The organism is Actinoplanes sp. CA-131856 (genome assembly GCF_050956135.1).
Classification (GTDB): domain Bacteria; phylum Actinomycetota; class Actinomycetes; order Mycobacteriales; family Micromonosporaceae; genus Actinoplanes.
Map to the genome: position 1 here is coordinate 5,754,170 of NZ_CP191849.1, position 24,062 is coordinate 5,778,231.

Annotated in this window: 4 protein-coding genes (1 of these 4 cut by a window edge); all 4 read right to left on the minus strand. The window is 74.1% G+C overall.

The genetic code is table 11. The features are described 5' to 3' along the window. Tightly spaced (each overlapping or abutting the next), the 4 genes in view from ACQP2X_RS26780 to ACQP2X_RS26795 form a layout consistent with a single transcriptional unit that may run on beyond the window. The gene (locus ACQP2X_RS26780; protein WP_498686471.1) at positions 1-1,692 is read right to left on the minus strand and encodes an ABC transporter ATP-binding protein; all 1,692 of its coding nucleotides are present in this window, start codon (positions 1,690-1,692) and stop codon (positions 1-3) included. Continuing rightward, positions 1,685-3,325, minus strand: a complete 1,641-nt coding sequence (locus tag ACQP2X_RS26785; RefSeq protein WP_498686472.1) for an ABC transporter ATP-binding protein — start codon at positions 3,323-3,325, stop codon at positions 1,685-1,687. Before ACQP2X_RS26785 ends, ACQP2X_RS26780 begins: the two co-directional genes overlap by 8 nt. Beyond that, positions 3,322-14,697, minus strand: coding sequence for an amino acid adenylation domain-containing protein (locus ACQP2X_RS26790; protein ID WP_498686473.1), 11,376 nt, complete (start codon positions 14,695-14,697; stop codon positions 3,322-3,324). Before ACQP2X_RS26790 ends, ACQP2X_RS26785 begins: the two co-directional genes overlap by 4 nt. Beyond that, positions 14,694-24,062 carry the 3' portion of an amino acid adenylation domain-containing protein gene (locus ACQP2X_RS26795; protein WP_498686474.1) on the minus strand. It continues 5,241 nt past the right edge of the window, so only the last 9,369 of its 14,610 coding nucleotides appear in the window; the start codon falls outside the window, past its right edge; its stop codon occupies positions 14,694-14,696. The genes ACQP2X_RS26790 and ACQP2X_RS26795 overlap by 4 nt, the downstream gene beginning before the upstream one ends.

A 24,062-nucleotide genomic window follows, 5' to 3' on the forward strand; every position in this document is an offset into this window, starting at 1 on the left:
TCAGTCCTCCGGGGATGTGATCCGCCCGGCGTGCAGGCGCACGACGCGGGGAAGGCGGTCGATGGTGGACGGCCGGTGGGCGATGACCAGCACGGTCCGGTTGCGGCGCAGCCGGGCCAGGGCCTCCTCGATGCGGTGCGCGGTGGCCGGGTCGAGGTCGGCCGTGGCCTCGTCGAGAATGAGCACCTCGGGATCGGTCATGGCCGCCCGCAGAAGCCCGACGAGCTGCCGTTCCCCGGCCGAGAACCGCTCACCGCGCCGCCCGAGCTCGGCGTCGAACCCACCGGGCAACCCGGCCACCCACCCGTCGAGCCCGAGCCGCTCGGCGGCCCGGCCGAAGTCCGCCGGCCCGGGCCGGCCCGGGGTGAGCGCCAGGTTGTCGGCGAAGCTCCCGGCGATCATGTGAACCTGCTGCGGAATCAGAACAAGCCGCCGCCGCACCTCACCCGCGTCGAGCCCACTGAGATCGGCGTCCCCGAGCCGGACCGCTCCGGCATCGGGCAGATAGAGCCCACAGAGCAACTTGGCCAGCGTCGTCTTGCCGGACCCGGTCTCCCCCACGATCCCGGCATGCTCCCCGGGCCCGAAGTGCACGCTGACTTTGTGCAGCACCGGCTCCCCGGGCCGGTAGCTGTAGGTGACGGCGTCGGCGGTGAGCCCACCCATCTTCGCCGTGGCCACCGTCCGCGTCACGGTTCCCGGCGGGGCCGTCGCGTCGAGCAGGTCCAGCAGCCGGGCCAGGCCGACCCGGGACTCCAGCATCTCGCCCGCGACCAAGGTGAAGTCGTCGATGGAGCTGAACAGGTCGCGACTGGCCAGGACGAAGGTCACGACCACGCCGATCGTCACGATCCCCTCGCCGGCCAGCGCGCCACCGGCGATCAGCAGGGCGGCACTCGTCAGGCCCTGCACGACCCAGGTCGCGTCGATCCACGTCGCGCCGCGCTGGGCCACCCGGGCCGTACGGAGGTAGGCGTCCGCGTCCCTGCCCAGCCGGCCGAGCCACGTGCCCGTCGCGCCGTCGATCTGGAGCTGCTCGCGGGCCAGCAAGCTCTCCGAGAACGTCGCGGCCAGCGTCGCCTGCGCGGCCGCCTCGGCCGGATACGCACTCGCCGCCGCCCGCCGGAACCGCCGCGAGATGAACCACATCGGCGGCCCGAACACCAGCACGAGCAGCCCGAACAGCTGCCACGACGACGTGACCAGCACGATCACGCTGAACAGCAGGTAACCGCCGAGCGAGATGAGGTCCGGGAGCTGACTCCGTACGAACGTGGCCAGCTCCGCGATCTCGACGGTCGCCCGCTGCAGCAGATCCCCACCCCGGTGCGCTTCCAGGAAGCGCAGCGACGTGTTCCCGAGCCGCTCCACCACCAGGTCGCGCAGGCTGTGCACCACCTTCTCGCCGACCCGGGTGAGCAGCAGCTCCGACCAGCGCAGCAGCACCGTCCGGGCCACCACCAGCCCCAGCACGACACCGGCGGTGACCAGCAGACCCGTACGGTCGCCGTCGAGAAGCTCGTCCACCGCTCGGCCGATCATCAGCGGCACCAGCGTGAGCGACAGCGTGGAGAGCAGGTTGACCGCGATCGCCGCCACCATCGCCCGGCGGTGTTCCCGCAGATGCGGCCAGGCGCGGCGCAGCACGTGCCGCTGGTCGGGTTCCTCGGTCAGCAGGCGGACGTCAGCCATGGGACACCAGCTCTCCGTCGTGGACGCCGAGGTCGACGACGCGGTCGGCGCGGTCGCGGACCGCCGTGCGGGAGGTGGCGAACACGATCGTCACGTCGAGGCCGCGCAGGCCGTCGAGGATGCGCTGCTCGGTGCGGGCGTCCACGGCCGAGGTGACGTCGTCCAGCAGCAGCACCCGGGCCCCGCGCAGCAGTCCCCGGGCCAACGCGAGGCGCTGGAGCTGCCCGCCCGAGACCGTGCTGCCGCGCTCGCCGACCACCGTGGCGAAGCCCTCGGGCAACGACTCGACGTGCTCGAGGATCCCGGCGATCCGGCAGGCCTCACGCAGTTGCTCGTCGGTGAGCTCGGCGCGGCCCAGGCGCAGGTTCTCGGCGATCGTCCCGGACAGCAGCAGCGGGCGCTGGCCGACGATCGTGATGGTGTCGCGCACGTCGCTGACCGCCGCGTCGCGCAGATCCGTGCCGCCGTAGCGGATCGTGCCCGTCGCCGGGTCGGCGAGCCGGGCCAGCAGCCGCAGCAGCGTCGACTTGCCCGTGCCGACCGGTCCGACCACCGCGATCATCTCTCCCGCGGCGATGCTGATGTCCGGGAGGCGCAGCGGCGCCCGGCCTTCCAGCTCGACGGAGACGTTCTCGGCCGTCAGCGGCCCACTCGGCAGCGGCCCGTCCCCTTTATCGGGCATTTCTGATTTAGCCGAAAGAACGGTTTCGATCCGGCCGGCCGCCGTCCACGCGTCGCCGAGCTGGCCGAAGCGGAACGTCAGCATCATCACCTGGCGGCCCAGCAACGTCATCCAGCTCGCGAACGACACCAGGCCACCGACCGAGAAGCTCCCGTCCAGCACGGCCAGGCCACCGAAGGCCAGGCCGATCGCGGTCGCCAGCCACGGCACGAACGGCGCGTTGGCCGCCCAGCCGGCGGCGATCCGGGCCAGCGCCAGGGTGCGGTCGCGGACCGTGGCGCTCACCTCGTGGTGGCGCTCGATGAGCACTTGTTCACCGCCGAGACCGCGCACAGCCGTACTGGCCGAAAGAAGGTCCTCCACCGCGTCCGCCCGGGCCCCGTGCGCCGCCGAGAGCGCGGCGTTCGCCCCCTCGTAGCGGCGGGGGTACCAGAGGTTGACCGCGATGAGCAGCGGCACCGTGCTGAGCCCGACGATGGCCAGCATCGGATCGAGCGTCGCCACGACGACCAGCACGGTGAGGAAACCCAGCACGCCGCTGGCGAGGGAGGGCACTGTGGACAGCCAGATGGTGATCTGCTCGACGTCGCGGGTGCCCCGGGTGACCAGGTCGCCGGCCGAGAACTTGTGCGCGGTGGCCGAATCCCAGCCGAGCACCCGCTCGCTGAGCCGCAGCAGCAGCCGGTTCCCGGTGCGGACACCGGCCAGCGTGGCCCACCAGCGCATGGCGAACTCGGCGCCGGTCAGCGCGATCGAGACGACCAGCGTGGCCGCCGCCCAGTAGAGCAGCGGCGTCCGGTCGCCCGGCGTGATGCCCTCGTCGAGGGCGCGGCCGAGGCACCAGGGCAGCAGGATGAGCCCGGCCTGATAGCCGAGGCCGCCGATCCACGAGGCGGTGAGGCCCTTGGCCGAGTCGCGCACTGCCCAGCGCAGCAGAACAGAGGGGCTCATCGGGTCACCTCGGCCAGTGCGGCCACGGTCCTCAGCGCGACCAGGTCGGCCAGCCGGATGTCGGCGCCTCGCGCGCGGGCCAGACTGGTCAGCCGCATGGCCGCGATGCTGTCGCCGCCGGCGTCGAAGAAGCTGTCCTCGGCGCCGACCGGAACGCCGAGCACCTCGGTGAAGAGCGCGGCCAATTTCTCCTCTTTCTCCCCGCTGGGCGCGCGGCTTGCCGAGACGTACGCGACGGCCGGCAGGGCGGCGCGGTCGAGCTTCCCGTTGACGGTCAGCGGCAGGGCGTCCAACTCGGCCACGGCGGCCGGGACGAGATAGTCCGGCAGCCGTTCGGCGGCCCAGGACCTAAGTTCGACGGCGTTTCCGACGACGTACGCGATGAGCCGCCCCGCGTCCGCGACGACAACCGCCTGCGACACCGACGGATGCTGCGCGAGCACCGTCGCGACCTCACCCAGTTCGACGCGGTAGCCACGGATCTTCACCTGGTCGTCGGAGCGCCCCAGATAGTCGATCCGCCCGTCGGCGGTCCACCGGACGACGTCGCCGGTCCGGTACATCCGCTTGCCCGGCGCCGGGTCGAACGGATCGGGGACGAAGCGCGCCGCCGTGAGACCCGGCTGGTGCAGGTAGCCCAGGGCGAGTTGCGCCCCACCGATGTAGAGCTCGCCCGCCACGCCCGGCGGCACCGGCCGCAGCCGGCCGTCGAGCACGTAGAGCGTGGTGTTGGCGACCGGCCGCCCGATCAGGGCCCGCGGCACCTCCTTGACCCGCTGGACGATCGTGTCGACGGTGCACTCGGTCGGCCCGTAGAAGTTGTACGACTCGGTGTCGGGCAGCGCCGCCATTCCGGCCCACAGCGGATCGGGCACCGCCTCGCCGCCGACGCCGAGCACGGCCAGCCCGGCCGCGTCGAAGCCGGCCGCGAGGAGCTGGTCGAGGTGCGACGGCGCGACCTCGATCATGTCGATCCCGTTGTCCCGCAACAATGTCGCGAGCAGCTCGGGGTCGCGGCGCGGTTCCTCGGTGACCAGGTGCAGCTCGTTGCCGCCGAGCAGCGCGAGCAGCGGCTGCCACGAGGCGTCGAACGCGAACGACCAGTTGTGCGCCACCCGCAGCGGCCGGCCCAGCTTCTCCGCGGCCGGTCCGAGGATCCGCTCGGTGTGGCTGGCCAGCAGGGTCGCCACGGTGCGGTGCGGCACCAGCACACCCTTGGGGCGCCCGGTCGAGCCGGAGGTGTAAATGACGTACGCCGAATGGTCCGGGCCGATCGGCTCCGGCGTGCCGGTCCCCTTCTCGTACGGCTCGTCGAGCACCAGCGTGGCCGTGCCGGCCGGAAGGAGCCCGGCCGTGGAGCGCACCGCGAGGGTGACGACCGGCCGCGCGTCCTCGAGCATCGCGGCGATCCGGGCCGCCGGATAGTCGGGGTCGATCGGCAGGTAGGCCGCGCCGGAGGCCATCGCCCCGAAGATGGCCGGGACGATGTGCTCGCCGCGCGGCAGCAGCAGCGCCACGATCCGGCCGGGCCCGGCCCCGCGATCGGCCAGGACCGAGGCCAGGGCGTCCATCTCGGCCACCAGCTCGGCGTAGCTCCACCGCCGCTCGCCGACCACGAGGGCCGGCCCGGTCCAGCGCCGGACCAGGTTCGGCAGCGTCTCCGGCGTCACCGCCAGGGTGTCGCCGCTCCACTCGGCCAACAGGCGGTGGCGTTCCCCGTCGGTGAGGGCGTCGGCCCGGTCCACCGGGGTCAGCGGATTCGCCGCCACCTCGGCCGCGAGCGCCACGAAGCGGTCCAGCAGCAGCCGCGCGAAGTCCTCACCGAAGACGTCGGGCCGGTATTCCAGGGCCAGATGCAGGCCGTCGTCCTCGGCCGCGACGAGCGTCAGCGGATAGTGCGTGGCGTCCCGCCCGGTGACCCCGGCCAGCTTGAGGCCGGCGTCGCGCTGACTCTCGTCGAGGCGGTCCTCGTCCACCGGGTAGCTCTCGAACACCAGCAGCGTGTCGAACAGCTCACCCACCCCGGCGAGCTGCTGGATCGGCGCCAGGCCGAGATGCTGGTGCGCCAGAAGGCCCGCCTGCTCCTGCTGCAACCGCCGGAGGAACGCCGCCCAGCTCTCACCGGCCGGCAGCGTCGCCCGCACCGGCACGGTGTTGATGAACAGCCCGATGGTTTCGCCGGCCCCGCTGAGCTCCGGCGGCCGCCCGGACACGGTCGCACCGAACACGACGTCGTCGCGCCCGGTGAGCCGCGCCAGAAGCACCGCCCACAGTGCCTGCACGAACGTGTTGGGCGTGACGCCGAGACCGCGCGCGAAGTCGACGAGGCCCGGCGGTAGCTGCGCGGTCACCTCACCCGGCAGCTGGGCCTGCCGCCCGATGCCGCCCGGCGCGACCAGGGTCGGCTCGGTGACGCCGGCCAGCGCGTCACTCCAGGCCCGGCGGGCCGCCTCGCCGTCGGCCGCGGCCAGCCAGGCCAGGAAATCCCGGTAGGGGCGGGCATTTCCCGGAGCTTTCCCGGCGTACGCCGACAGAAGCTCCCGGGCCATCAGAGGCCCCGACCAGCCGTCCACGATCACGTGGTGCTGGGTCATGACGAGCCGGTGCCGGTCGGCGCCCAGCCGGATGAGCAGGAACCGGATGAGCGGCGCCTCGTCCAGCACGAAGGCCCGGCTCCGCTCGGCGTCGGCCAGACGGTCGGCCTCGCCCCGGGTGGCCGCGACGGCCTCCCGCCAGGCCAGGTCGACACGGGCCGGCACGACCTGAACGGGCACGCCGGCCGCCGTCGTCGTGAAAGCGGCCCGCAGGTTGGGGTGCCGGTCGAGCAGCGTCGCGGCGGCCGTGCGCAGACGGCCGGCGTCGAGCGCCCCGTCGAGGTCGAGCTGCTGCTGCACGAGATAGACGTCGCCGGCCCCGTCGAGCGCGTGCAGGTAGAAAAGCCCTTCCTGCAACGGCGTCAGCGGCAGAACGTCGACCAGATTTGGGTAGCGCTCCCCCAGCTCGTCCAGCGCCGCCTGGTCGACCGGAGCGAGCACGTCCGAGGGTGTGAGGCCGCCTTCGCCGGGCGCCGCGTCCAGCTCGGCGAGGGCCGCGGTCCAGCCGCCGAGCAGCCCGCGCACCGTAGCTTCCGCCAGTGCCCGTCGCGGATAGGCAACTGACAACACGATTTCGTCCCCGACCACAGTCGCCTCGACGCTGAGGACGTGCCGCGCCGGCAGCGCGTCGCCGGCATCCCCCTGCATCCCTTCGACCGGCCGCCAGGGTTGTCCCGTAACGCCGTTACCGCCAACACCCCCCGCAGCGCGTCCTAGGATGAATTTCTCCTCGCGGCCACGATCTTCGCCCTCAGCGCGGCCGAGGTAGTTGAACAGGATCGGGGGCCGAGGGTCGTCGCGGCGGAGAAGGCCGTACCCGATGCCGCCGTCCGGGGCGGCGCGCAGCTGCTCCTTCACGCGCTTGAGGGTGGCGGGCGCGTTGAGGCGTACCGGATGGGCCGTGGTGAACCAGCCGACCGTGCGGGAAAGGTCGGCGCCCGGGAGGATATGGTCCTCGCGGCCGTGGCCCTCCAACTCCACCAGCACATCGCGCCCGGCGGCAACGGCCAGGGCCGTCAGCAACACGTCCTGCGGATTGGCGCGATAAGCGGCCGGTATCGTCGTGGTCAGGCCACCGACCGGGATCCGCGCGGTGACCTGGTCGAGTGTGCCGAGCGTGTCGGTCGCCGGGTCCAGCTCTACTTCGGCGAGATAGGCGGGCGGACCGGCCAGAACCGAATCCCAGTATTCGTTCTCAGCCCGCCGATCGGCGGCCTCCAACGCCAGCGCCCACGACCGGAACGACGTGCCGACGGGCGGCAACGGCCCTTCGGTCGCCAGGTCGGCCAGCAGGATCGGCCAGGAGACGGCGTCGACGGCGAGATGATGGATGGTGAGGCGCAGGCGGTCGCCGTCCAGTGGCTCGGCGCTCACCATGCGGCCCCGCACCGGATCCACGCCGGGTGCGATCAGGTCGGCCGCGTTCAGCGTGCCCGGTGGTGGGACGTGCAGGGCGGTTCCGGTCCAGCGGGCGCGGAGCATGTCGTGGTGGTCGATCAGCTTCTGGAGGCGTGCGGTCAGCTCGTCCCGGGTCAGGCCGGCGGGCGTGCCCATGACCATCGACTGGGTGAGGTGCGGGTCGGCCGGGTCGTCGAGGGTTCGCATGAACGGGGTCGGCGGCACCTCGCCGAAGGCGTCGGCCGAGTCCGGGCGCGGGGTCTCCAAGGGGACGGCAGTGGCGGCCAGCCCTTCGACGGTCGGGCGGGCGAAAACGTCCCGGGCGGAGAGGCGCCAGCCGGCCGCGCGGGCCCGCGCGGTCAGCTGGAGGGCGAGAATGCTGTCGCCGCCGAGGGTGAAGAAGCTGTCGCGGACGCCGACCCGGTCGAGGCCGAGCACGGCGGCGACGAGGCCGGCGAAAAGCTCCTCGGCCGGGGTGCGCGGCTCGTCGTCGCCGGCCTGGGCGGCGAAGTCCGGCGCGGGAAGGCGACGGCGGTCCAGCTTTCCGTTCGGGCTCAGCGGCAGCTGGGGCAGGCGCACGAACGCAGCCGGAACGAGATGCTCGGGCAGTGTCCCGGCCAGCGCGCCGGCGAGGTCGGTGGGCACAGCGTCCGTGACGACGTAGGCGACCAGGCGGCGGGCGGGACCGTCGTCGCGGGCGACCACGGCGGCGGCGCTGACGCCGGGCAGCGCGGTCAGGGCGGCCTCGATCTCGCCCGGTTCCACCCGCAGGCCGCGGATCTTCACCTGGTCGTCGGTGCGGCCGGCGTATTCGAGGACGCCGGACCCGGTGAGGCGGGCCAGGTCGCCGGTGCGGTAGAGCCGCGCCCCCGGCTCGCCGAACGGGCTGGCCACGAAGCGCTGGGCGGTCAGGCCGGGGCGGCTCAGGTAGCCGCGGGCCAGCTGGACGCCGCCGAGGTACAGCTCGCCGGTCACCCCCGGCGGGACCGGGCGCAGCCACGGGTCGAGCACGTGGACCTCGGTGTTCCAGACCGGCCGTCCGATCGGCACCGGGCCCTCGGCCGACGTGTCGACCGGGTGGAAGGTGACGTCGACGGCGGCCTCCGTGGGGCCGTACAGGTTGTGCAGCTCGACGCCGGGCAGGACCTCGCCGAACCGGCGGGCCAGGTCGGCGGGGAGGGCCTCGCCGCTGCAGATGACGCGCCGCAGTGGCGGCACGTCCGGGGCGGCGGCCAGGAAGGCGCGCAGCATCGACGGCACGAAGTGCACTGTGGACACGTCGTCACGGGCGATCACGTCGGTCAGGTAGGCGGGGTCGCGGTGCCCGTCGGGGCGGGCGACGACGAGGGTGGCGCCGGCGATGAGCGGCCAGAAGAACTCCCACACGGACACGTCGAAGCCGGCCGGGGTCTTCTGGAGGACGCGCTCGCCGGGCTGGAGGCGGTACTGGTCCTGCATCCAGAGGAGGCGGTTGACGATCGACCGGTGCGAGACGGTGGCGCCCTTGGGCTTTCCGGTCGAGCCGGAGGTGTAGATGACGTAGGCGGCCGTGTCCCCCGGCAGATCGGGCGCCTCGGCCACGGGGACGCCCGCGTGGCCGGCGGAAGTCAGGACGATGGTCGCGCCGGAGTCGGCGAGCAGGAAGTCGTTGCGTTCCTTGGGGTGCGACGGGTCGAGCGGAAGGTAGGCCGCCCCGGCCCGGTGGACCGCGTGGAGAGCCACGATGAGGTCGAGCGACCGCGGCATCGCGACCGCGACGACGGTCTCCGGGCCGGCGCCGTGCGAGCGCAGCCAGCCGGCCAGCGTGGCCACCCGCTCGTCGAGGGCGGCGTAGGTGAGGGACGAGCCCTCGTGGACGACCGCGATCTCGCCGGGGTGGGCCCGGACCGAGGCGGCGAACAGCCGAGGCAGCGTGGTGTCGGGCACGGCGACCCGGTCCACGGTCCGGTGGTCGGGCTGGGTGCGGCCGACCGGGCGGTGCGGGTCGGCCGCGAGGTCGGCGAGCAGGGCGCCGTACCGGTCGAGGATCTCCGAGGCGCCGGCGACGGTGAAGACGTCCGAGCGGTAGGCCAGGCCCAGCCGCAGCCGCTCCCCCGGCGCGACGGCCAGGGTGAGCGGATAGTGCGGGGCGTCGTCGCCGGTCACGTCGGTCATCCGCAGGCCGGCCGATCCGGTCGCGTCGTGCAGCGCCCCGGTGTCGAGCGGGTAGCTCTCGAAGATGGTGAGCGTGTCGAACAGCTCGCCCAGACCGGCGATCCGCTGCACGTCGGTCAGCGGCAGGTGCTGGTGGTCCAGCAGCTTCGACTGCCCGGCCTGGAGCCGGTCGAGCAGGCCGGCCCAGGTTTCCGCGGGGTCGAGCGCGGCCCGTACGGGAAGGGTGTTGATGAAGAAGCCGATCATCTCGCCGACCCCGGGCACCTGGGGCGGACGGCCCGAGACCGTGGTGCCGAAGACGACGTCGGTACGGCCGGTGAGCTGGACCAGCAGGACGGCCCAGGCCGCCTGCACGACGGTGTTGAGGGTGACCTGCCGCTCGCGGGCGAGCGCGGCGAGCCGGTCGGTGACCTCGCGCGGCAGCTCGCTCTCGAGCTTGCCGGGGCGGCTGTCGAGGACGGCGCCCGCGCCCGGCGCGACCAGGGTGGGCTGGTCGAGGCCGGCCAGCGACTCGCGCCAGGCAGCCTCGGCGGCGGCCCGGTCGGCGCCGAGGAGCCACCGCAGATAGTCACGGTAGGGCCGCGGCGCGGGCAGCGACCGCCCGGCGTACAGGTCGAACAGGTCGCGGACCGCGAGCGGCGTCGACCAGCCGTCGAGGAGCACGTGGTGGTTGGTGAGCACGAGCCGGTGCCGCTGCTCGGACAGGCGCACGAGGGTGAGCCGCAGCAGGGGCGCGGCCGCCAGGTCGAACGGACAGGCGCGATCGCCGGCCGCGAACCGCTCGAACTCGTCCTCGGTCAGGTCGAGGAACTGCCACGGCAGCGGCGCGTGGGCGGCGACGACCTGCCGCAGCGTGCCGTCGGGCCCGTCCACGAAACAGACCCGCAGGGACGGGTGCCGGTCGAGCAGGGCCTGCCCGGCCGACCGCATCCGGTCCGCGTCGACCGGGCCGGCCAGGTCGAGGACCTGTTGCACGACGTACGGATCGACCGTGTCGGCCAGCGCGGCCAGGAAGACCAGGCCCTCCTGGAGCGGCGACAGCGGCCACACGTCCTCCGGGTCGAGGGCGTCGATCTCCTCCTGGGTGACACCGGCCAGCAGCAGATCGGACGGGGTGTGCCCGCCCTTCGCGGTCGCCAGCTCGGCCAGCGCCGCGAACCACGAATCGGCCAGCTCCCGCACGGCTTCCTCGGTGAGCACGCCGTCCGGATAGGTCAGCGCCACGCTCAGCCGGTCGTCCAGCACCGACGCGTTGATCTCGAGGGCCCGCGTCAGGGGCATCTCCGGGTCGGCGTCGCCGCCCAGCCCGCCGATCGGCGCCCAGTCCTCGCCCGCTTCCCCGCCGCCGGCGAACCGGCCCAGGTAGTTGAACAGGATCTGCGGCTCCGGTGAGCCCGCGAGCTGCGGGCGCAGCAGGCCGTACCCGGCGCCGTTGCCGGGCACGGCCCGCAGCTGTTCCTTGACGCGCTTGAGCGCGGCGGCCGAATCGGTGCCGCCCGGGCTCAGGCGCACCGGATATTCGGTGGTGAACCAGCCGACCGTGCGCGACAGGTCGGCGTCGGTGTCGTCACGCCCGTGGCCTTCGAGCTCGACCAGCACGTCACGGCCGCCGAGGGCCACGGCCAGCCCGGCCAGCAGCACCTCGGTGACCCCGGTGTGGAACGCGGCCGGGGCCGACTGGATGAGGGCGGCGTCGACGTCGAGGGTGACAGTTCGCGCGCCGGCCACGGTGTCGCGGACCGGACGGGCGCCGAGCAGCGGCTCGTCGACGTCGAGCACGTTGCGCCAGTACGGCAGCTCGGCCGGGTCGGGACGCAGGGACCGGGCCCATTCCCGGAACGACGTGCCGACCGGCGGCAACGCGATCGGCCGCCCCGCGAGCAGGTCGGCCCAGGCGGCGGCGATGTCGGCCAGCAGGATCCGCCAGGAGACACCGTCGACGACGGTGTGGTGGATGACGAACTCGACCTGACCCGGCGTCCACGTCACGCGCAGCGGCACACCGTCCTCGGGCCGGAGCCGGCCGGCCCCGATGACGGTGGCGGCGGACAGCGAGCCGGGCGGTGGCACGGACAGCCCGGCCGCCGGGTTCCAGCGCGCGCGGAGCAGGTCGTGACGGTCGATCAGGGCCTGCACGACGGCTTCGAGCCGCGCGGCGGTCAGTCCGGCGGGCGCCCGCAGCATCATGGACTGGCTGTAACGCGTGGCCGGTCCGTTGTCCCGCAGCCACGCGAGCATCGGGGTCAGTGGCACGTCGCCCAGGGCGGCCCCGGCGTCGGCCGTCGGCGCCGCCGTGGCCGGCGCCGCGACGGCGGCGAGGGCGGCCACCGTCCGCAGCTCGAAGATCTGCCGCGGCGTGAGGCGCAGCCCGGCCGTCCGGGCCCGGGCGACGAGCTGGAGCGAGACGATGCTGTCGCCGCCGAGGGTGAAGAAGCTGTCCTCGACGCCGACCGCCGGCAGCCCGAGAACCTCGGCGAAAAGGCCGCAGAGGGTCTCCTCGGCCGGGGTGCGCGGGGCGGCGCCGCCGCTGAGCGCTCCGAAGTCGGGCGCCGGGAGGGCGCGCTTGTCCACCTTGCCGGCCACCGTGACCGGCAGCCTCTCCAGCCCCACGAAGGCCGCGGGCACGAGATGGTCGGGCATCCGCTCGGCGGCCCACTCCCGCAGCCCGTCGGTTCCTCCCACGACGTACGCCACCAGACGCCCCTCGACCGCGAGCACGACCGCCTGCGCCACGGCCGGGTGCTCGCTCAGCAGCGCCGCCACCTCACCCGGCTCGACCCGGAAACCACGGATCTTCACCTGGTCGTCGGCCCGGCCCACGAATTCGAGGCGGTCGTCGGCCGTCCAGCGGACCACGTCGCCGGTGCGGTACATCCGCTCCCCCGGCGCCCACGGATCGGCCACGAAACGGGTCGCCGTCAGCCCGGCGCGGTCCTTGTAGCCACGCCCGAGCTGAGCACCCGACAGGTAGAGCTCGCCTGTCCGGGCCGGCCGCAGCCAACTGTCGAGGACGTACGCCCGGGTGTTCCCGATCGGCCGTCCGACGAGCGGCGTCTCGCTGTCGGCGACGCGGGCCATGAGGGTGTCCACAGTGCACTCGGTCGGCCCGTAGAGGTTCACGCCGATCGTGCCGGGCGCCTCCCGCAGGGCCTGCCACAGGACCGGGCCCGCCGCCTCGCCGCCGAGCAGCACCAGCGCGGGCGCGTGGTCGCCGTCGAGCAGACCGGCCTTGACGAGCTCCTGCCCCAGCGAGGGCGCCACGTCGAGCGCGCCGACGCGGTTCCGGCGGACGTAGGAGACGAACAGGTCGGCGTCGCGGCGTGTCTCGTCGTCGAGCAGGTGCAGCTCGTGCCCGGCGACGAGCCAGAGCAGCCCCTCCCACGAGGTGTCGAAGACCAGCGCCGCCGACAGCGCCACCGCGATCCGCCCGTCCACCGCGAACACCCGCTGCCGGTGGTGGTGAAAGAGGTTCGCGAGGCTGGCGTGCTCGACCACGACACCCTTGGGACGCCCGGTCGAACCCGAGGTGTAGATGAGATAGGCACCCGTGCGCGGATCGATGACCGGCAGCGAGGCCTCAGCAGTCTCCGCCAACAGGGAGGGCGTCACCACGACCGCCGGTGCCGCGTCCTCCAGCAGATAATCGATGCGCTCACGCGGGTAGTCCACGTCGATCGGCAGATAGATACCGCCCGACTTCAGCGCGGCCAGCCACGCCACGATGGCGTCCTCGGTGCGAGGCAGCAACACCGCGACGACCTTCTCCGGGCCGGCTCCCCGCGACACCAGCACGCGAGCCAGTCGCTCCGCGCGGGCGTGCAATTGGGCGTACGTCAAGGAAGCGGAACCGAAGCGCAGAGCGACGGCGTCCGGGGTCTGCCGCACGGTCTCATCGAACTCGTCCAGCAGCAGGGTCGGCGGCAGGGAGAGCGCCGAGTCCACGACGACCAGTTCGCCGGTCCGGATCGCGGCGAGGCGGCCGTCCGGCCCGGCGGCGAACGCGTCGAGCAGCTCGGCCAGCCGATCGAGGACGTGCACAGCGGTGGCGCGATCGACGGCGTCGGCCCGATATTCGGCGCCCAGCACGATCTCCTCGGCCCCCGGCACGACGGTCAGGGTCAGCGGATAGTGCGTCGCGTCGGTGCCGGTGACCGAGGCCAGGCGCAGCCCGGCCGCGTCCTGCAACGTGCGCAGCCCGTCCTCGTCCAGCGGGTAGCTCTCGAAGACCAGCAGCGTGTCGAAGAGCGCGCCGATCCCGGCCTGGCGCTGGATGGTGGCCAGCCCGACGTGCTGGTGGTCCAGCAGCGCCGCCTGTTCCGCCTGGATCCGGGCCAGATATCCGGCCCAGGTGTCGGTGGGGCGGGGCCGGACGCGCACCGGCACGGTGTTGATGAACAGGCCGACCATGTCCTCGACCCCGGTCAGCCCGCCCGGCCGCCCCGACACGGTCGCCCCGAACACGAGGTCGTCCCGCCCGGTCAGCTCGGCCAGCACGAGCGCGTAGGCGCCCTGCACCACCGTGTTGAGCGTCAGCCCCCGGGCGCGGGCCACGTCGGTCACCCGGGCGACGTCGACCGGCCGTTCGATGGCCACCGGTTCCCCGGCGGACCGGTCGGCGCCGGGCGCGATCAGCGTCGCCTCCTCGACCCCGGCCAGGGCGTCACGCCAGGCCCGCTCGGCCGCGTCCTGGTCCTGCCGCGCGACCCAGGCCAGATAGTCCTTGTAGGGCCGGGCCGCCGGCGGTTCCCCGCCCGCGTAGAACGTCAGCAGGTCGCGCACGACCAGCGGCGCCGACCACCCGTCGAGCAGGATGTGGTGCGCGGTCAGCACCAGCGCGTGCCGCTCGTCCCCGAGCCGGATCAGGGCCCACCTCAGCAGCGGCGGCCGGGCCAGGTCGAACGGCCGGCTCCGCTCGGCCTCGGCCACCTCGGCGACGCTCGCGCCCGGGCCGATCTCGGTGAAGTCGACCGGCAGCGCGGCCGGGACGAGTTGCACGGGCTGACCCGCCTTGCGGGGGCGGAACGCCGCCCGCAGATTGGCGTGCCGGTCCTGCACCGCCTGGGCCGCCGCCCGCAGCCGCGGCGCGTCGAGCGCCCCGTCGAGGGTGAGCACCTGCTGCACGACGTACACGTCCGGGCCGCCGGCCGCGTAGGTGGACAGGAAGTAGAGACCCTCCTGCAGCGGCGACAGCGGCAGGATGTCCTGCAGTCCGCCCGGGCTGGTCACAGAAGCCTCCACTCGTCCTCGAATTCGTCGATCTCGTCCTGGCTGAGGGTGACCAGGAGGTCGGATGGGGTGTGCCCGCCGCCGGCCCGCGCGGCGTCGCGCAGGCCCTGAAGGGCGGCCAGCCAGCGCTCGCCGAGGGCGGTCACGTCCGCCTCGGTGAGCACGCCGTCCACGTACGAGAGCCGGATGTCCAGCTCGGGACCGGACGGCCGGTCGGCCGTGGCGGCGTTGATCTCCAGGGCCTGCCCGGCCGGGAAGGCCGGGTCGAGGCCGTCGCCGAGGGTGTCGTTCTCGGCGGCCGCGACCCAGTCGCCGTCGCCGGCGGCCATGCGGCCCAGATAGTTGAAGAGGATCTCGGGTGCGGGACGGCCGCGCAGGGCCTCGGCCGCGCCCGGGTGCAGATGGCGCAGCAGCCCGTAGGAGGCGCCGCTGTCGGGCACCGCCCGCAGCTGTTCCTTCACCCGCTTGAGGGCCGCGGCCGGGTCGTCGCCGCCCGGGTCGAGCCGCACCGGGAACTCGGTGGTGAACCAGCCGACGGTGCGGGTCAGGTCGCTGCCCGGCACCAGGTGCTCCTCACGGCCGTGGCCCTCGAGGCGCAGCAGGACGCCGTGTTCGGCGGTCGCCGGCCGCCAGGCACGGACCGCCAGGGCCAGGCCGGTGAGCAGAACGTCCTGGATCCCGGCGTGGAAGGCTTCAGGCACGGCGGTCAGCAGCGGCCCGGTGAGGGAGGCGTCGAGGCGCAGGGTGTGGTGCCGCGTCCGGGAGACCGTGTCGCCCCGGCCGACCGGTCGCGTGCCCAGGGGTGTCACCGGCGCGTCGACCACGTCGAGCCAGTACGGCAGGTCGCCGGCCCGTTCCCGCGCCGCGGAGGCGAGGCCCTTGGCCCAGGCCCGCACGGACGTGCCCGACCGGGGCAGCGCCTTGCCGTCGGCCGCGACCGCCAGGTCCTCGACGAGCACCCGCCACGAGACGCCGTCCACGACGAGGTGGTGGGCGACGAGCAACAACCGCGCGTCGCCGGGGAACCAGACCGCTTCGAGCGTCCGCCCCTCGGCCGGCCGCAACCGGCGGACCGCGGCCTCGTGCTCCTCGTGCAGTCCCCCGTCGGCGACCCGCATCGAGGCGGTCACCGAGCCCACCGCGGGCACCAGCAGCCCGTCGCCGGTCCAGCGGGCGCGCAGCGCGTCGTGCCGGTCCAGAATCGCTTGCAGGGCCCCGCCGAGAGTATCGGGCGTCAACGAGGCCGGCACCCGCAGCAGCAGCGACTGGCTGAACGTGTCGATCGGCGTGTCCAGCTCGCGCAACCACGCCATGATCGGGGTCAGCGGCACCTCGCCGACGGCCACCGCGGCCGGCTCCCGGGCGCCCTCGACGGCCCCTGTCACCTCGGCCAGCGCGGCCACGGTCTGGTGCTCGAAGACCTGCCGGGCCGAGAGCTCCAGCCCGGCCGCGCGGGCGCGGGCCACCAGTTGCAGGGCCACGATGCTGTCGCCGCCGAGCGCGAAGAACCCCTCGTCCACGCCGACCTCGTCCAGGCCGAGCACGTCGGCCACGAGCGTGGCGAGCAGCTCCTGCACCACGGTGACGGGCCGCTCGACGGCCCGTTCCAGGACGGGCTCGGGCAGACGGGTCCGGTCGATCTTTCCCGCGGTCGTACGAGGAAGTGACTCCAGCACGACCACAACGGCCGGCACCAGATAGTCGGGAAGCCTTGCCGCGAGCCAGGTACGCACCTCGTCGCCGGCCGCGTCGCCCTCCACGTAGCCGATGAGGCGGCCCTCGCGGGCGACCACGACGGCGTAGCGGACGCCGGGGTGCTCGACGAGCACCGAGGCGACCTCGCCCGGCTCGATGCGGAACCCGCGGATCTTCACCTGGTCGTCGGCCCGGCCGAGGAACTCGAGCTGCCCGTCGTGCGTGCGCCGGACCAGGTCGCCGGTGCGGTACATGGCGGCGCCGGGCGCCCCGAACGGGTCGGCCACGAACCGCTCGGCGGTCAGCGCCGGGCGCCCGAGATAACCACGGGCCAGGCCGGCGCCGGCCAGGTAGAGCTCGCCCGCGACGCCCGGGGCCACCGGGTTCAGCGCGGCGTCGAGCACGTACGCGCTCTTGTTGCGGTCCGGGCGCCCGATCAGCACCGGCCCGTCCGGCACGCACTCCCAATAGGTCGAGTTGACCGTCGCTTCCGTCGGCCCGTAGGCGTTGAGCATCCGGTGGGTGGCCGTCCAGCGCCGCACCAGCTCGGGCGGGCACCGGTCGGCGCCGGTCACCACTGTCACCCCGGGCGGCAGCGAGCCCTCGGGCAGCGCACCCAGGGCGGCCGGCGGCAGGGCGAAGTTGGTGATCCTCCGCTCCCGGACGAACGCGGCGAACGGCGCGCCCAGCCGGTCGGCCTCCGGGGTGATGACGAGGGTGGCGCCGCGCAGCAGCGACACCGCCAGCTCGGCCACGGTGACGTCGAAGCTGGGCGAGGCGAACTGGGCGACGCGGCTGCCCTCGCCCACCCGCCACAGGGCGGCGAAGGTCTCGGCCAGGTCGGCCAGGCCGGCGTGCGGCACGACCACGCCCTTGGGCTTGCCGGTCGAGCCCGAGGTGTAGATGACGTACGCCGCGTGTGCCGGCCGCAGATCGGCGCGGTCCACCGCGGTGCCGTCCCCGTCCAGGTCGTCCGGGTGCACCACGGGCACGCCGGGCGGAAGCGTCGTCGCGTCGCGGGCGGCGACGACGAGCACGGGCGTGGCGTCCTCGGCGAGCGCCGCGACCCGCTCGGCCGGATACGAGGGGTCGACCGGCAGATAGGCGCCGCCGGCCTTGGCGACGGCCAGTTCGGCCACGAACAGGTCGGCCGAGCGTGGCAGCAGCACCATCACGATCCGGTCGGGACCGGCGCCGCGCCGCCGGAGCCGCCGTGCGAGCCGGTTCGTGAGCGAGTCGAGCTCGGCATAAGTGAGCCACCGTTCGCCGTCCTCGATGGCGGTCGCGTCCGGGGTCCGGCTCACCTGGGCGGCGAACAGGTCCGGAAGCGTCGACTGCCGGGTGGGCGCGCGGAGGCCCTGCCATCCGGCCGCGAGCGCGTCGTGCTCGGCGGAGGAGAAGATGTCCAACTCGGACACTCGCCGGTCCGGCTCGGCGACGGCTCCGGCCAGCAGGCGGGCAAGCCGCTCGGCCAGGGTGGCCGCCGTCTCCCGGTCGAACAGGTCGGTGCTGTACTCGATGATGCCCTGGAGGCCGTCCACGCCGTCCTGCTCGGTGACGACCACGCCGAGGTCGAACTGGGCCACCCCGGTGTCGATCGGCAGCGGCGAGGTGGTCAGGCCCGGCAGCCCGGGCGTCCCGGCCGGCACGTGCTGGAAGGCGACCATCACCTGGAACAGCGGGTTGCGACCCAGCGACCGCTCCGGGTTGACCGCCTCGACGACCCGCTCGAACGGCACGTCGGCGTGGCCGAACGCGGCCAGGTCGGCCGAGCGCACCCGGTGGAGCAGTTCGCCGAAGGCTGGGTCGCCGCTCACGTCGGCCCGCAGCACCAGCGTGTTCACGAAGAACCCGGCGAGCTGGTCGAGGCGCTGGTCGGCGCGCCCGGCGACCGGGCTGCCGAGCGGGATGTCGGTGCCCGCGCCCAGCCGGCTGAGCAGGGCCGCCAGTCCGGCCTGGACGACCATGAAGGGCGTCGTCCCGGTGCGGCGGGCCAGCTCCCGGAGGCGGCGATGGTCGTCGGCCGCCACCTCGAACGCGATGATGCCGCCGCCGTGCGAGGCCACCGCCGGGCGGGGCCGGTCGGTGGGCAGCTCCAGCTCGGCCGGCACACCGGCCAGGGCGTCCCGCCAGAAGGCGAGCTGCCGCTCCCCCACGTGGCCGAGCAGTTCGTGCTGCCAGAGCGCGTAATCGGCGTACTGCACGGGCAGCGGCGCCCAGTCCGGCGCGGCGCCGCGGGCCCGGGCCGCGTAGGCGGTCCCGAGGTCGGCCATCAGACGGCCCTCGGACCACTCGTCGGTCACGATGTGGTGCAGCAGGAGCAGCAGCACGTGCCGGTCCGGGCCGAGCACGAACAGATGCGGGCGCACGAGCAGCTCGGCCGCGAGATCGAAGCCGTGGCGGGCGGCGTCCGCCAGCAGCTCCGGCAGCTCGTCCTCGTGCTCCACCTCGACCTGCCGCCACGACGGCCGGGCCTCGGGCAGGATCCGCTGCACGGGCCGCCCGTCGACGGCGGGGAAGACCGTGCGCAGGCTCTCGTGGCGGGCCAGCACGTCGTCCAGGGCGGCGCGCAGCGCCGGCGCGTCGAGACGGCCGTCCAACCGCACCGCGAACGCCACGTTGTAGGTCGGTCCGGGGCCGTTGAGCTGGTGGTGCAGCCACAGGCGGTGCTGCGCGGGCGAGACCGGCAGCGGGTCGGGCCGCTCGGCCACCACGAGCTCGGGCAGCCCGGCCTGCGGGCCGGTCCGCTCCAGGTGGGCGGCGAGCGCGGTCACGGTCGGCGCGTCGAAGACGGTCCGCACGGCCAGCGGAACCCCGAACGCGGCGCGGACCCGGGCCGCGAGCGCGGTGACGGTCAGCGAATGCCCGCCCAGCGCGAAGAAGTCGTCGTTCGTGCCGACGCTCGGCAAGCCGAGCACCTCGGCGAACAGGCCGCAGAGAATCTCCTCGGCGGGCGTGCGCGGGGTGTCGTCGCCGGCCAGCGCGCCGAAGTCGGGCACCGGCAGGGCCCGCTTGTCCACCTTGCCGGCCACGGTGACCGGCAGGGCGTCCATTTCGACGACGGCGGCGGGGACCAGCTGGTCGGGCATCCGCTCGGCGGCCCACTCCCGCAGCCCGTCGGTTCCTCCCACCACGTACGCCACCAAGCGCCCCTCGACCGCGAGCACGACCGCCTGCGCCACGGCCGGGTGCTCGCTCAGCAGCGCCGCCACCTCACCCGGCTCGACCCGGAAACCACGGATCTTCACCTGGTCGTCGGCCCGGCCCACGAATTCCAGCCGGCCGTCCGCGGTCCACCGGACCACGTCGCCGGTGCGGTACATCCGCTCCCCCGGCACCCACGGATCGGCCACGAAACGAGTGGCCGTCAGCCCCGCGCGGTCCTTGTAGCTGCGGGCCAGCTGGGCGCCCGACAGATAGAGCTCACCCGTCTCGGCCGGCCGCAGCCAGTCGTCGAGGACGTAGGCCCGGGTGTTGCCGATCGGGCTGCCCACCAAGGGCGTCTCGCTCTCGGCGACGGCGGCCATCAAGGTGTCCACCGTGCACTCGGTCGGGCCGTAGAGGTTGATGCCGATGGTGTCCGGCGCCTCCCGGAGGGCGGCCCAGATGCGCGGGTCGGCCGCCTCGCCGCCCAGCGCGACCATCGCCGGGTGGTGGCGGCCGCCGGCGAGCAGTCCGGCCGCGACCAGGGGCCCGGCCAGCGACGGCGTCACGTCGAGGAAGTCGATGCCGTGCGTGTCGACGTAACCGGCGAACAGCTCCGGGTCGCGGCGTGTCTCGTCGTCGAGCAGGTGCAGCTCGTGCCCGGCGACGAGCCAGAGCAGCCCCTCCCACGAGGTGTCGAAGACGAGGGCGGCGCTCAGCGCGGCCTTGCGGCGGCGACCGTCCGCCGTCGGCTCGATGATGGCCACGCGGTGGTGGTGGAACAGGTTCGCGAGACTGGCGTGCTCGACCACGACACCCTTGGGACGCCCGGTCGAACCCGAGGTGTAGATGAGATAAGCGCCCGAACGCGGATCGACAACCGGCAGCGAAGAATCAGCCGTCTCCGCCAACAGGGAGGGCGTCACCACGACCGCCGGGGCCGCATCTTCCAGCAGATAATCGATGCGCTCGCGCGGGTAGTCCATGTCGATCGGCAGATAGACACCACCCGACTTCAACGCGGCCAGCCACGCCACGACGGCATCCTCGGTACGCGGCAACAGCACCGCGACGACCTTCTCCGGACCGGCCCCCCGCGACACCAACACGCGAGCCAATCGCTCCACACGGGCCTGCAACTCGGCGTACGTCAAAGAAGCAGCACCGAAACGCAGAGCGACAGCACCCGGGGTCTGGCGCACGGTCGCGTCGAACTCGTCGAGCAGCGAGGTCGGCGGGATGGACAGGGGTGTCTCGGCCCGCCGTCCGCTGACCGGAAGCGCCGCCATCGTGGTCTCCGGCGCGGAGGTGAAAGCGCCGAGCAGCGCCCGGAAACGGGTCAGGAGGCGCTCGGCGGCGGCCGCGTCGTAGAGGTCGGGCCGGTGTTCCAGGCGCAGGCGCAGCCGGTTCCGCGGCACGACGACCAGGCTCAGCGGATAGTGCGTGGCGTCGACCGGGATGCCGCCGCCGACCCGGAGGCCGCCGGCGTCCGGCACGGCCGTGCCCGCCGGGTAGCTCTCGAAGACGGTCAGCGTGTCGAACAGGTCGCCGATCCCGGCCCGCCGCTGGATGTCGGCCAGGCTCGCGTGCTGGTGGTCCAGGAGCGCGGCCTGCTCGGCCTGGACCCGGCGCAGCAGCTCGGGCCAGCTCTCCGCGGGCCGCAGCCGCACGCGCACCGGCACGGTGTTGATGAACAGGCCGACCATGTCCTCGACACCCCGCAGCGAGGCCGGACGGCCGGAGACGGTCGCGCCGAACACGACGTCGGTACGCCCGGTGACCTCGGCCAGCAGCAGCGCCCAGGCGCCCTGCACGACGGTGTTGAGGGTGAGGCCGTGCGTGCGGGCCGCCGCCGACAGCGAGGCGGTCTCGTCCTCGTCCAGGACGATCTCGGCGACCTCGGGCAGGGCGGCGACGGCCGGGGCGCCGGGCGCGACCAGAGTCGGCTCTTCGAGACCCCGCAGCGCGTCCTGCCAGGCGGCCCGGCTGACGGCCGGGTCCTGCTCGGCCAGCCAGGCCAGATAGTCGCGGAAGGGGCGCGGCGGGGCGGCCGGCGTTCCGGCGTAGAACGCGAACAGGTCGCGCATGGCCAGCGGGCCCGACCAGCCGTCCATCAGCAGGTGGTGCTGGGTGAGGATCAGCCGGTGGTCGTTCTCGCCGACCCGGGCCAGCACGAACCGCAGCAGCGGCGGCGCGGCCAGGTCGAAGCGGCGCGCCCGTTCCCGGCGCAGCAGGGCATCGAGGTCACCGGCGTCGACCAGATCGAACGGCACCTCGACCGCACCGGGGACGACCTGCACAGGCCGGCCGTCCGCGGTGCGGTCGAAGGCCCCGCGCAGGTTCGGATAGCGGTCGAGGAGCTTCGCCGCCGCGTCCCGCAGCCGGCCGGCGTCGACCGGGCCGGTGAGGGTGAAGACCTGCTGCACGGTGTAGACATCGGTGTCGTCGTCGAGCCCGGCGAGGTAGTACAGCCCCTCCTGCAACGGCGACAGCGGAAGGACGTCGACCGCCCCGGGCCAGCGCTCGGCCAGCTCCTTGGCGCCGATCCCCTCGACGAGCACGTCGGCCGGTGTCAGCGCCCCGGCCCCGGGCTCGTAGGCGGCCGCCCGCACGGCGACGAGCGCGGCCAGCCAGTCGTCGGCCAGCCGGCGCACGTCGTCCTCGTCGACGGCACCGGCGGGATAGTCGAACGAGGCCCGCAGAACCGTCCCGTCCGGCGTGTCCACGGCCGCCACGTTGACGGCGATCCGGTGCCGTACGGGCATCTCCGGCTCCGCGACGGCGTGCGCGACCGGAAGCTCGGGAGCGGGCGCCCAGTTGGCCGTCTCGGCGCCGCCGAAGCGCCCGAGGTAGTTGAAGAGCACGTCGGGCTCGTTGGCCGGCTGGAAGTCCCCGAGGTAGCGCAGGAGGCCGTAGCCGACGCCACCGTCCGCGATGGCGCGCAAGCGCTCCTTGACGCCGCGCACCACGGCGGCCGGACCGCCGGTCGCGGCCGGGAGGCGTACCGGATATTCGCTGGTGAACCAGCCGACCGTGCGGACGAGGTCGGCGCCGGGGACGACCTGCTCCTCGCGGCCGTGTCCCTCCAGGCCGATCAGCGGCTCGGTGCCCGTGCCGGTGCGCCGGGCGAGGGCGAGGGCCAGACCGGCCAGGAGTACGTCCTGCACGCCGGCCCGGAACGTCCCGGGAACCGTGGTCAACAGCGGCGTGGTGATGGACGCGTCGACCGTGACGGTCACTTGGCGCAGGCTTCCCGCGGTGTCGCGGGCCGGGTCGAGCGGCCGCCCGCCGAGCCGGGTGACCGGCCCGTCCAGGGCGGCGCGCCACCGGCCGGCCTCGGCGGCGCGCGCCGCCACCGCGGCGGTGAGGCCGGTCGCCCACGCCCGGAAGGGCGTGCCGGTGGCCACGACCCGCTCGCCGCGGGCGGCGGCGGCCAGGTCCTCGGCCAGGATCCGCCAGGAGACGCCGTCCACGACCAGGTGGTGCGCGACGAGGAGCAGCCGACCGGAGTCGTCCCCGCGATCGAACCAGACCGCCTGCACCATCACGCCGGCCGCCGGGTCGAGCCGGTCGGCGGCCGCTTCCCGCTCGGTGGCGACGAGCCCGGCCAGATCGCGCCCACGCGCGTCGACGATCCGCACGCTCAGGTCGAGCGGCTCCTCGGGGACCTCGAGAGACCAGCGTTCGCCGCCGGGGACGAGGCGGGCCCGCAGCAGGTCGTGCGGGGCCAGGGCGGTGCGCATCACGGGGGCCACGTCGACGCCGGCGGGCGTCCGGACCAGCAGCGCCTGCGAATAGCGGTCGACCGGCGAGTTCAGCTCACGCAGCCAGGCGATGATCGGGGTCTCGGGGACGGTTCCGGCGCCCGGGAGTGCCACCGTCGTGGTCTCGGTGGCCTCGGCGACCCGCGCCAGCTCGGCGACGCTCTGGTGCTCGAACACCTGGCGTGGCGCGATGCGCAGGCCCACGTTCCGGGCCCGGGACACCAGCTGGATGGAGAGGATGCTGTCCCCGCCGAGCGCGAAGAACCCGTCATGCCGGCCGACCGCGCCGGCCTCCAGCCCCAGAAGTCCCCCGACGATCTCGGCCAGAGCGGTCTCCACCGGACCGGCCGGCGGCTCCGAGGCGGCGACCGCGGCGGTCACCTCGGGCAGCGCCTGCTTGTCCACCTTGCCGCTCGCCGTGACCGGCAGGGCATCGAGCAGCACGACCACCGGCACGAGCGGCCCCGGCAGCGTCGCGGCAGCATGGTCGCGGAGCTCCTCGGCGGCGACCGGGCGACGGGCGACGGCATACGCGACGAGGTGGCCACCGCGCGGGACCACGGCCACCTGCGCCACGTCGGGGTGCCCACCGAGGACGGCCTCGACCTCGGCCGGTTCGACGCGGAAGCCGCGGATCTGGACCTGGTCGTCGGTGCGGCCGAGGAACTCCAGTTCGCCGGTGGCGGTGCGGCGGACCAGGTCGCCGGTGCGGTAGAGGCGGCTCCCGGGAGCGCCGTAGGGGTCGGCCACGAACCGGGACGC